The sequence below is a fragment of the Streptomyces sp. NPDC018964 genome, from assembly GCF_044390325.1.
In the GTDB taxonomy this organism is placed as follows: domain Bacteria; phylum Actinomycetota; class Actinomycetes; order Streptomycetales; family Streptomycetaceae; genus Streptomyces.
In genome coordinates, this window is record NZ_JBIRYZ010000028.1 from 46047 (window position 1) to 56749 (window position 10703).

Genomic DNA, 10703 nt, shown 5'->3' on the forward strand with positions numbered 1-10703 from the left:
GCCGCCGAGTTGCGACGACCGGGCGGACCCCCCGTTTCGGTTTCCTACCGCTGCTCGCCTACTTGAAGGACGTCTCGGCGAAGACTTCCTGCGTCAGCGGGGAGACGTTCGGCGGGTTCACGTTCTTGGCGAAGGCGATGGCCGGCGGGGAGGACGAGATCGGGACACCGGGGAGGTAGTCCATGATGACCTCGTTGGCCTTCTCGTACGCGGCGGTGCGCTCCTCGGCCTTGCCCAGCTTCGAGCCGGCGGTCACGGCGTCGAAGACCTTCTTGTCCTTGAAGCCCCACTGCTTGTCGTACTCGGCGAACCAGGTGCCGATGAAGTTGAAGCCGTCGTTGAAGTCACCGGTCCAGCCGAGCATGTGCAGGTCGCAGGAGCCCGCCTCGGTGGCGTCCAGGTAGTCCGGGGCCCACTTCATGGCCTTCGGCGTGACGGTGATGCCGGCCTTCTCCAGGTCGGCCTTCATCAGCTCGAACAGGTCCTGCGGGGCAGGCATGTACGGGCGGGTGACCTCGGTCGGGTAGCAGAACTCGACCTTGAGCTTCTCCTCACCGGCCTTCTTGAGGAGGTTCTTGGCCGCCGCGGTGTCGTACGGGTACTTCTTGACGTTCTTGGAGTAGCCCGCGATGGTGTCCGGCACGAACTGGTCGGCGACCTTGCCGCCCTCGGGCAGCTGGGTCTTGACCAGGTTCTCCTTGTCGATCGCCTGCGCGATCGCCTGGCGGACTTCCTTCTTCTTGAGGGCCTTGTTGGCCCCCTGGCTCATGCCCACGTAGAAGAGGTTGAAGACGCCACGGGTCGGGACGACGTAGCCCTGGTCCTCGAGGGTCTTGACGTCGGCCGGGGCGACGAGGTCGTAGCCGTCGATGTCACCGGCCTGGAGCGCCTGGCGGCGGCCCTCTTCGGTGTCGATGGTGCGGAAGACCAGGTTCTTGATCTTCGCCTTCTCGCCCCAGTAGTCGTCGAAGCGCTCAAGGGTGACTTCCTTGTTGCCCTTGTTCCACTTCGTGATCTTGTACGGGCCGGTACCGGCGACCGTGCCGGCCTCCTGGCTGTACTTGGGGTACGTGATGGCGTCGCCCTTGGCGGTCGCCTCTTCCTTCTCGTACTCCTTGAGGGCCTTCGGCGAGTGGATCGCCAGGGCCTGGAGGGAGAAGCCGCCGGGGAGGTTGGCGGAGGGCTTCTTGACCTCGATGACGGCGGTGTTCTCGTCCTTCGCGGTGCAGGACTTGTAGTTCGCCTCGGGCGTCTCCTTGTCCTCGTTCTTCGCGAAGCCGCCCATGATGGTCTGCCAGTAGTACGAGACCGCGCTGGACTGGTAGGTGCCCTTCCAGTTGAACCAGTGGTCGTAGTTGGCACAGACCGCCGCGGCGTTGAACGCCTCACCGTCGTGGAACTTCACGCCCTTGCGGAGGTTGAAGGTCCAGACCGTGCCCTCGTCGTTGCTCGACCAGGTCTCGGCGAGGCCGCCGACCAGCTTGGTCCCGCCGGACTCGTGCTCGAGCAGAGCCTCGAACGCCTGACGCGTCACACGGAAGGTTTCACCGTCGCTCGCGAGGGCAGGGTCCAGGGAACCGGGGTCACCTGCGCCGGCGAACACGAACGTGTCCTTGTCACCGCCGCCGCTTCCGTTGTCAGCGTCCCGTTCGCTGGAGCAGCCCGTGGCGATCAGACCGACCGCCACCGCGGCCGTGATCGCCCGAGCGGCTCGGGACTTGAATATGCGCATACTAGGGCCACTCCGGGTCCGCTATGTGGATGCATCTTGACCGGCCGAACACTACAGACGTTCACAGTCGGTCAGGAACAGTCCGGATAACGGTGATACCTACCTGAGATCTGAACAGTTGACATAAGGGACGGTTCAGGCGTCCCCCCGCCAAGATTTAACCCGCCGGACATGTAAGTACCGTTCCGGCAGTCGCCCAGGTAGCGCCGGGTGACATGGAGAACGAGTGAAACCGCAGGTGACAGGGGGTCAACGGGCTGTTGCTGAGTGCACATGACTGAAAATGTGTCGCGAAATCGACGACGCGCGGCAGGCCGTGCGGAAGCATCGATTCCGGTCGGCGCCCCCTGTCCACCTGGTGGACAGTCACGCTCCGTCACCATGCCGACGTCCGGGCCGGTCAGCCCCGGTGCGCGGGCGGGTAGCGCCGGTGTGTGGTCGGTCAGCCCCGGTGCGCGGGCGGGTAGCCGTAGGCCGCGGCGGGGGACGGCGCGACGCCGTGGGCCTCGCGGTCGTAGAACGGGCGGGAGTTGACGCGCAGCCACATCGCGACCGGGTCGTACTCGTCGGACATCGCGACGGTCGACACGGGCAGTCCGTCCGGGACCGCGCCGATGGACTGCTGCATCATCGCGCGTACGGCGTCCACGGCGGGCGGGGAGGCGTCGTACACGTCCAGGCCGATGGCGAGGTACGGGGCGCCCAGCGCGGGCTGCACCCAGGCGCGGCGCAGGGAGCGGACGGCCGGGGTGCGGTGGGCGTTCTGCGCGAGGAGGGCGTAGAACTGAGGGATCTCGATGGCCGGTTCGGACAGCCGCAGCGGTCCGGCGGGCCGGTGGTCCAGGCCGCCGGCGATCCGGCGCAGGTCCAGCCAGGGGATGCCGACGCCGCCGCCGGGGGCGTGCGGATTGAGCCAGAGCCCGTAGTGGCCGGGGTAGAGCGCGCGGGCCACCTCGAGGCCGTCGACCACCTCGTACGACCGGTTCCAGCCGCTGGCGGACAGTTCCTGGGCGGAGGTGACGCAGGGCGCGTAGCCGAAGCCGTCGACCTCCATGTTCGCGTACTGGGCGTCGGGGGAGCCGGCCTGGCCGTGCCAGAGCAGCATCCAGACCTGGCCGGAGGCGGGGGTCGCGAGGGCGCGCAGCAACGCCTCGTACGCGTCGTAACGCCCGGGCGTCACCTGGCGCAGCATGTGCTCGACCTGTCCGGTCGCCGCGGTGCCAGCGCTCACTTGTATCGCCCCTCCGTACCTCGCCAGCGGATGGACCTAGCTTAAGCCGACGCCGTGCGGCGGGCTGCCTGGCTGCGTTGCGGCGAGCTCGCGGAAGAGCTCGGGGCCGCGCGTTGTCCGGCGGGTGCGGGTGCGTCGTGGTCGGTCGCGCCCGCGCGGCGGAGCCGCACGTCGGTACGGTCCCACGCCCAGGGGGGTTACTGCTGGCGCTGGTAGAAGGGGCTGACCTTGGTGCGGAGCCAGTCGCCGACCGGGTCCTGGGCGATGTCCAGGACGATGAGGTTGACCGGCCAGGGGGCGGGGGTGCGGCCGAGGGCCCGGCCCAGGGCGTTCAGGGGGAGGGTGCGGGCGTCGCCCTCCCACTGGGAGAGCTCCACGCCGATGAAGAGGACCGGGTCGGCCGTCTCGATCGCGGCGAGGCAGCGGCGGGCGGTGGTCACCACGCCGAGGGCGTCGAACTCCGCCGAGGCGGCGGCGAGGAAGTCCAGCGGGTCGTCCTGCCAGTCGGGCTCGAACAGCCGGACCCGGCCGCCGGCCGCCGGGCCGTCCAGCAGGGTGCGTCCGGCCCGGCACAGTTCGGCGACGGCCGGCGGCGGCAGCGGGATGCCGACCACGCCGCCGGGGTTCACCGCGATCCCGGCCTGCGGCGGCAGGCCGCGGGCGAACTCCACGGCGGGCGCGACCGTGTACGACAGGTGGGAGCCGACGACCTGGCGGAACTGCTCCTCGGAGCTGAAGACGGGGACGTAGGCCTGGCCGTCGATCTCCAGCGTGGGCAGGTCCAGCGGGCCGCTGTCCGGGCCGCCGCCGTTCGGCAGCGGGACCCAGACGAAGCTGCGGCCCAGCACCTCGACGATCCTGCCGCCCGCCGAGGGGACGCCCAGGGAGGCGGAGAGCACCTCCTCCAGCTCGTTGCCGGGCCATCCGCCGTGCGGATGGGGGTGCGCCTGTGCCGGGAAGTCCGCCGGGAAGTCCATCTGCCTACCGCCTGCTGCCTGAAGCCACTGCTGTGGCTGGAAAGGCTATCCGGTCAGCCCGTGAAGCCGACCCGGTGCAGCGTGTCCGCCGCGTCCCGGTCGATCAGGACGGCCGAACCGCAGCCCGCCGGCAGGGCGCCCCGCTCCACCGCGCGCAGCAGCCGCTCGCTCGCCGCGCGGTGCCGCAGGAACGCGTAGCGCGAGACGCCGCGCCCGCGTTCGCGCTGGCCGGCCAGGGCCTGCTGCGGGGTGACGTCGAGCAGCAGCAGGTGCAGGCTCGCGCCCCGGCGGCGGGCCTCGCGGGCCAGCCAGCGGCGCACCCAGGCCTGCGTACCGCAGTCGTGCACGACGACCGGCCCGCCGGTGCGCAGCACGCGGCGCAGCCCGGCGTAGTGGGCGAGGCGGACCAGCGGGCGGTACACCGCGTACGGCAGCAGGCGCGGCATGCGGCGGTCCCAGCGGTCCCGGGTGTCCTGGGAGTCGACACGGGTGCCGCGCACCGTGCGCCGCATCAGCGTGGACTTGCCGCTGCCGGGCAGCCCGGTGACCACGACGAGGTCCCGGGGTCCGAAGAGCAGTGCGCGCGGGCTGCGGCCGGCCCGCGCGCGCAGATCGCGGACGACGGGCGCCGGCAGCGCGCCGCGGGCCCCCCGGGCCCGGGCGGCCGGCTGCTGGGGCAGCGTGACGCCCGTGGTGGTGGCGCACGCCGTGGTCCTGTTCACCGTGATCGTCCTCCCCTGGGGCCGGGTACGAGTACCGATCCCCGCCGAGTGTAAAGAGAAGGTAATGCCGGATGTCTGTCGTTTCCGTCCGTTTCTCGAAACAGGCGTGTCACAGCCCCCTGTGACGGCGCCCGTACACCCGGTGCACCCCCTGTGAAGGGTCCCCCTGCCGCGGCCCCGCGATGCGTGCAATGATGTGCGCGCCAACTGCATACCGGCCGTTTGAATCCGCGCGGGAGAGTCCCCGGCACCGTTTGCCGCCGGGGCGCCGAAGGAGCAAGTCCCTCCCTTGAATCTCTCAGGCCCCGTTACCGCGCGGGCGAGGCACATCTGAAAAGCGGGCCGCCGAAGGGCATGCAGCAGTGCTCCGGCGGCTCCACCCAAGGTGCAAGCCAGGACACCCCCGCGGGGCGGTCATGGCGAACCTCTCAGGTTCCGATGACAGATGGGGAGGAAACGCCCTCGCCGCCCGTCATGCTTTGGGAGACCGACCGATGAGCAGTACCGAACCCCGCCGGACCGCGCTCGACGCCCTGCACCGCTCGCTCGGTGCGACGATGACCGACTTCGCCGGCTGGGACATGCCGCTGCGCTACGGCTCCGAGCGCGACGAGCACAACGCCGTCCGCACCGGGGCCGGCCTCTTCGACCTCTCGCACATGGGCGAGATCACCGTCACCGGGCCGGGGGCCGCCGCGCTGCTGGACTTCGCGCTGGTCGGCGACATCGGCGGCGTGAAGCCCGGCCGCGCCCGCTACACCATGATCTGCCGCGAGGACGGCGGCATCCTGGACGACCTGATCGTCTACCGGCTGGACGACACCGAGTACATGGTGGTCGCCAACGCCTCCAACGCGCAGACCGTGCTCGACGCGCTCGTCGAGCGCTCGGCCGGCTTCGACGCCGACGTCCGCGACGACCGCGACGCGTACGCGCTGCTGGCCGTGCAGGGCCCCGAGTCCCCCGGCATCCTCGCCTCGCTCACCGACGCCGACCTGGACGGCCTGAAGTACTACGCCGGTCTGCCCGGCACGGTCGCCGGTGTGCCCGCGCTCATCGCCCGTACCGGCTACACCGGCGAGGACGGCTTCGAGCTGTTCGTGAAGCCCGAGCACGCGGTCGAGCTGTGGCAGGCGCTGACCAAGGCGGGCGAGGGCGCGGGCCTGGTCCCCTGCGGGCTGTCCTGCCGGGACACGCTCCGCCTGGAGGCCGGCATGCCGCTGTACGGGCACGAGCTGACCACCGGCCTCACGCCCTTCGACGCCGGTCTCGGCCGGGTGGTGAAGTTCGAGAAGGAGGGCGACTTCGTGGGCCGTGCGGCGCTCGCCGAGGCCGCCGGGCGCGCCGCCTCCGAGCCGCCCCGCGTCCTGGTCGGCCTGGTCGCCGAGGGCCGCCGGGTCCCGCGCGCCGGGTACGCGGTCGTGGCCGGCGGCGAGGTGATCGGCGAGGTCACCTCCGGCGCCCCCTCCCCCACGCTGGGCAAGCCGATCGCGATGGCGTACGTCGACGCCGCCCACGCGGCGCCCGGCACCGAGGGCGTCGGCGTGGACATCCGCGGCAGCCACGAGCCGTACCAGGTCGTGGCGCTGCCGTTCTACAAGCGGCGGAAGTGACACCGTCACAGACGGCTCCCACGCGCGCCGGTGAGCACGTCGTGCCTGCTCACCGACGCGCCGCACGCAATCCCCCCAGTCATCCGCAGTCCCCCCGTACAGGAGAATCCAGGTCATGAGCAACCCCACGCAGCTGCGTTACAGCAAGGAGCACGAGTGGCTGTCGGCCGCCGAGGACGGCGTGTCGACGGTCGGTATCACGGAGCACGCGGCCAACGCGCTCGGAGACGTGGTCTTCGTCCAGCTCCCCGAGGTCGGTGACAGCGTGACCGCGGGCGAGACCTGCGGCGAGCTGGAGTCGACCAAGTCGGTCAGCGACCTGTACTCCCCGGTCACCGGTGAGGTCACCGAGGTCAACGAGGACGTGGTGAACGACCCGTCGCTGGTGAACTCCGCCCCCTTCGAGGGCGGCTGGCTGTTCAAGGTGCGGGTCACCGACGAGCCGGCCGACCTGCTCTCCGCCGCCGAGTACGACGCCGAGATCGCCGGCTGAGGAGTCCGTAGCCGCATGTCCGTTCTGAACACGCCCCTGCACGAGCTCGACCCCGCCGTGGCCGCCGCGGTCGACGCCGAGCTGCACCGCCAGCAGTCCACCCTCGAGATGATCGCCTCGGAGAACTTCGCCCCGGTCGCGGTCATGGAGGCCCAGGGCTCGGTCCTCACCAACAAGTACGCCGAGGGCTACCCCGGCCGCCGCTACTACGGCGGCTGCGAGCACGTCGACGTGATCGAGCAGATCGCCATCGACCGGGTCAAGGAGCTCTTCGGCGCCGAGCACGCCAACGTGCAGCCGCACTCGGGCGCGCAGGCCAACGCCGCCGCGATGTTCGCGCTGCTCAAGCCCGGCGACACGATCATGGGCCTGAACCTCGCGCACGGCGGGCACCTGACCCACGGCATGAAGATCAACTTCTCCGGCAAGCTCTACGACGTGGTCGCCTACCACGTCGGCGACGACGGCCAGGTCGACATGGCCGAGGTCGAGCGCCTCGCCAAGGAGAAGAAGCCGAAGCTGATCGTCGCCGGCTGGTCGGCGTACCCGCGTCAGCTGGACTTCGCCGCGTTCCGCCGGATCGCGGACGAGGTCGGCGCGTACCTCATGGTCGACATGGCGCACTTCGCCGGTCTGGTCGCCGCGGGCCTGCACCCGAACCCGGTGCCGCACGCCCACGTCGTGACGACCACCACGCACAAGACCCTCGGCGGCCCGCGCGGCGGTGTGATCCTCTCCACGGCCGAACTGGCCAAGAAGATCAACTCCGCGGTCTTCCCCGGTCAGCAGGGCGGCCCGCTGGAGCACGTGATCGCCGCCAAGGCGGTCGCCTTCAAGGTGTGCGCCTCCGAGGACTTCAAGGAGCGCCAGCGCCGTACCCTGGAGGGCGCCCGCATCCTGGCCGAGCGCCTGGTCAAGGACGATGTGAAGGCCGTGGGCGTGGACGTGCTGTCCGGCGGCACGGACGTGCACCTGGTCTTGGTCGACCTGCGGAACTCCGAGCTGGACGGCCAGCAGGCCGAGGACCGCCTCCACGAGGTCGGTATCACCGTCAACCGCAACGCGATCCCGAACGACCCTCGCCCGCCGATGGTCACCTCGGGCCTGCGCATCGGTACGCCCGCCCTGGCCACCCGCGGCTTCACGGCCGAGGACTTCGCCGAGGTCGCGGACGTGATCGCCGAGGCGCTGAAGCCGTCCTTCGACGCGGAGGCGCTCCGGGCCCGGGTGACGGCACTCGCCGCGAAGCACCCGCTGTACCCCGGTCTGAAGTAATTTCGTACGCTTTCCTACGTACGAACATCAGGGGCATCGCGCACACTGGGTCGGTGGGCGCGGTGCCCCGCACCATGTACCGCCGCACCGACGATCCCCCTTTTTCTGAACCACCCTTTCCGGTGGACAGCGTCGTCCGCCGAACCCTTAGGAGTCCTCCCGTGGCCATCTCGGTCTTCGATCTCTTCTCGATCGGCATCGGCCCGTCCAGCTCGCACACGGTCGGCCCGATGCGGGCGGCCCGGATGTTCGCCCGGCGGCTGCGCAACGAGGGCCTGCTGGACTCCGTCGCCTCGGTCCGGGCGGAGCTGTACGGCTCCCTGGGCGCCACCGGGCACGGCCACGGCACGCCCAAGGCGGTGCTGCTGGGCCTGGAGGGCGATTCGCCGCGCACGGTGGACGTGGAGTCGGCCGACGAGCGGGTGGAGAAGATCAAGGACGGTGGCCGGATCCGGCTGCTCGGCGAGCACGAGATCGCGTTCTCCTTCGACGACGACATGGTGCTGCACCGCCGCAAGGCGCTCCCGTACCACGCCAACGGCATGACCCTGTGGGCGTACGACGCCTCCGGTACGGAGCTGCTGACCAAGACGTACTACTCGGTCGGCGGCGGTTTCGTCGTGGACGAGGACGCGGTCGGCGCGGACCGCATCGTGCTGGACGACACGGTCCTGAAGTACCCCTTCCGTACCGGTGACGAGCTGCTGCGCCTCACCAAGGAGACCGGCCTGTCGATCTCCGCCCTGATGCTGGAGAACGAGCGCGCCTGGCGGAGCGAGGAGGAGATCCGCGCGGGCCTGCTGGAGATCTGGCGGGTGATGCGGGCGTGCGTGGACCGGGGCATGTCCCGCGAGGGCATCCTGCCGGGTGGCCTGAAGGTGCGCCGCCGCGCCGCGAACACCGCGCGCAAGCTGCGCTCCGAGGGCGACCCGCAGGCCCTCGCCATGGAGTGGATCACCCTGTACGCCATGGCCGTGAACGAGGAGAACGCGGCCGGCGGCCGGGTCGTCACCGCCCCGACGAACGGCGCGGCCGGGATCATCCCCGCCGTCCTGCACTACTACATGAACTTCGTGCCCGGCGCCGACGCGGAGGGCGTGGTCCGCTTCCTGCTGGCGGCCGGCGCGATCGGCATGCTCTTCAAGGAGAACGCCTCGATCTCCGGCGCCGAGGTCGGCTGCCAGGGCGAGGTCGGCTCCGCCTGCTCGATGGCGGCGGGCGCGCTGGCGGAGGTGCTGGGCGGCTCCCCCGAGCAGGTGGAGAACGCCGCCGAGATCGGCATGGAGCACAACCTCGGCCTGACCTGCGACCCCGTCGGGGGTCTGGTGCAGATCCCGTGCATCGAGCGCAACGGCATGGCCGCGGTGAAGGCGGTCACGGCGGCCCGGATGGCGATGCGCGGCGACGGCTCGCACAAGGTGTCCCTGGACAAGGTCATCAAGACGATGAAGGAGACCGGCGCGGACATGTCGGTCAAGTACAAGGAGACGGCGCGGGGCGGGCTCGCGGTGAACATCATCGAGTGCTGAGGGAACGGACCCCGGTCGGCGCTTCCCGTGACGAGAGGTGCCCGTCCGGTCAGAGGTGACTGCCGGAACCGTCGGGCAGCTCGCACCACACGGTCCTGCCCCCGCACGCTCCGCGTCACGCCCTGGCGTGCGGTCACGGCGTCGAGCGCGTGACCCCTCACCACACCGCCGGAAGGCATGTGTCTTTTCGAAAAGCGGGAGCATTCCGCCCTTCAGTGTTCATACTCCGCTCATTTGAGTGCACGAGTCACATTTGCCCGCCGGATGTTCACCCTTTTCGGCAGAGTGAGGGGGCGTTCGCTCCCTGGAGACCACCTCAGCGTTCGTCGGCCGGCACCATGCGCTGCGCTCACCCGGACGTCATGCCTCCAAGCGCAGGGAAGCGACAGCGGCCTTTGGGCAGGGTCCGAGGCCCTCATACACGCGCGGTGGTGGGTTTCGGCCCGTGTTCGACGCGCAGGAGGAAGCCGACCGGGGATGCGGTGAGTGTTGAGTCCCGGAGCTCTGTGGGCCGGCACCCTATGGTGTCAGGGGGTCGGGTGTGTCGTCCGGTCGTGTTCCGTCCGTGGCCGTCTCCGCGAGTTGGTCGGGCTCCAGCACCGTGCCCGCCGGGCCGGCCGGGTTGACGTAGAGGGCGTGGCCGGGTGGGAGGCGGTCCAGGAGGGCCGGGACGGTGACGCGTTCGAAGGCGAAGCCGCCTGCCGCGTGGAGATGGGGTGCGGCGGTGAAGACCGGGACGACGAGTCCGCCGTCCCCGACGGAGGCGGTCACCGGTGTGCCGTCCGGCAGGGTCAGCACCGCCACCTCGGCGGTCGCCAGGGCGCGCAGGGCGTCCTCGACCGGTCCGTGACCGGTGACCGCGAGCTGGAGGGCCGCGTCGACGTCGTCGGTGGGCTCGGGCCAGCCGAGCGCTTCCGGGGAGGGGCGGTACGCCTCGTTGTCCTCCCACTCCTCGATCTCACCGGTCGCTCCCGTGCGCCAGCGTCCGACCACGACCCGGTCGGGCGGCACGCCCTCGCCGTCCCAGCCGGGGTCGATCATGCTGATCCAGTGGTCCGGCGCGAGCCGTGCGGCCTCGACGATGTCGTCGGGGGGTGTGGGCATCATCGCTGTCCCGCTCCGGTCACTCAT

Annotated in this window: 9 protein-coding genes and 1 riboswitch; of the genes, 4 read left to right on the forward strand and 5 right to left on the reverse strand. The window is 70.6% G+C overall.

Going from position 1 to position 10703, the window contains the following annotated elements; translation table 11 throughout:
* Positions 1-58: 58 nt before the first annotated feature.
* The 4 genes from ACH5AO_RS32285 to ACH5AO_RS32300 form a co-directional block, all read right to left on the reverse strand.
* A complete protein-coding gene (locus tag ACH5AO_RS32285; RefSeq protein WP_398930899.1) occupies positions 59-1732 on the reverse strand; it encodes an ABC transporter substrate-binding protein in 1674 nt (557 codons plus the stop codon).
* Between the two features lie 442 nt (positions 1733-2174).
* Positions 2175-2924: an enhanced serine sensitivity protein SseB C-terminal domain-containing protein gene (locus ACH5AO_RS32290; protein ID WP_398930966.1), complete on the reverse strand. Its 750-nt coding sequence runs from the start codon at positions 2922-2924 to the stop codon at positions 2175-2177.
* 236 nt (positions 2925-3160) lie between these two features.
* Positions 3161-3940 (reverse strand): enhanced serine sensitivity protein SseB, encoded by a 780-nt coding sequence (locus ACH5AO_RS32295; protein WP_398930901.1) that lies wholly within the window; start codon positions 3938-3940, stop codon positions 3161-3163.
* Between the two features lie 53 nt (positions 3941-3993).
* Positions 3994-4662: an AAA family ATPase gene (locus tag ACH5AO_RS32300; RefSeq protein WP_398930903.1), complete on the reverse strand. Its 669-nt coding sequence runs from the start codon at positions 4660-4662 to the stop codon at positions 3994-3996.
* A 223-nt stretch (positions 4663-4885) separates the two neighbouring features.
* Positions 4886-4986: riboswitch (glycine riboswitch) on the forward strand.
* A 170-nt stretch (positions 4987-5156) separates the two neighbouring features.
* On the opposite strand from ACH5AO_RS32300, the gene gcvT reads away from it, so the two are divergent.
* The 4 genes from gcvT (at position 5157) to ACH5AO_RS32320 (ending at position 9572) form a co-directional block, all read left to right on the forward strand.
* On the forward strand, positions 5157-6275 hold the full coding sequence (gcvT, locus tag ACH5AO_RS32305) for a glycine cleavage system aminomethyltransferase GcvT (protein ID WP_398930905.1): 1119 nt from the start codon (positions 5157-5159) through the stop codon (positions 6273-6275).
* Positions 6276-6390: 115 nt separating this feature from the next.
* A complete protein-coding gene (gcvH, locus tag ACH5AO_RS32310; protein ID WP_398930907.1) occupies positions 6391-6768 on the forward strand; it encodes a glycine cleavage system protein GcvH in 378 nt (125 codons plus the stop codon).
* A 15-nt stretch (positions 6769-6783) separates the two neighbouring features.
* Positions 6784-8043, forward strand: coding sequence for a serine hydroxymethyltransferase (gene glyA / locus ACH5AO_RS32315; RefSeq protein WP_398930909.1), 1260 nt, complete (start codon positions 6784-6786; stop codon positions 8041-8043).
* Between the two features lie 161 nt (positions 8044-8204).
* A complete protein-coding gene (locus ACH5AO_RS32320; protein WP_398930911.1) occupies positions 8205-9572 on the forward strand; it encodes an L-serine ammonia-lyase in 1368 nt (455 codons plus the stop codon).
* Between the two features lie 519 nt (positions 9573-10091).
* Here the strand turns inward: ACH5AO_RS32320 and ACH5AO_RS32325 are convergent.
* Complete coding sequence (locus ACH5AO_RS32325; protein ID WP_398930913.1) at positions 10092-10679, reverse strand: type VII secretion system-associated protein; 588 nt, start codon at positions 10677-10679, stop codon at positions 10092-10094.
* Positions 10680-10703: the final 24 nt, after the last annotated feature.

Coding starts and splice junctions, on each gene's coding strand:
- gcvH (WP_398930907.1), top strand. CDS start 6,391: ATGAGCAACCCCACGCAGCTGCGTTACAGCAAGGAGCACGAGTGGCTG.
- ACH5AO_RS32325 (WP_398930913.1), bottom strand. CDS start 10,679: ATGATGCCCACACCCCCCGACGACATCGTCGAGGCCGCACGGCTCGCG.
- ACH5AO_RS32290 (WP_398930966.1), bottom strand. CDS start 2,924: ATGCTGCGCCAGGTGACGCCCGGGCGTTACGACGCGTACGAGGCGTTG.
- glyA (WP_398930909.1), top strand. CDS start 6,784: ATGTCCGTTCTGAACACGCCCCTGCACGAGCTCGACCCCGCCGTGGCC.
- gcvT (WP_398930905.1), top strand. CDS start 5,157: ATGAGCAGTACCGAACCCCGCCGGACCGCGCTCGACGCCCTGCACCGC.
- ACH5AO_RS32285 (WP_398930899.1), bottom strand. CDS start 1,732: ATGCGCATATTCAAGTCCCGAGCCGCTCGGGCGATCACGGCCGCGGTG.
- ACH5AO_RS32295 (WP_398930901.1), bottom strand. CDS start 3,940: ATGGACTTCCCGGCGGACTTCCCGGCACAGGCGCACCCCCATCCGCAC.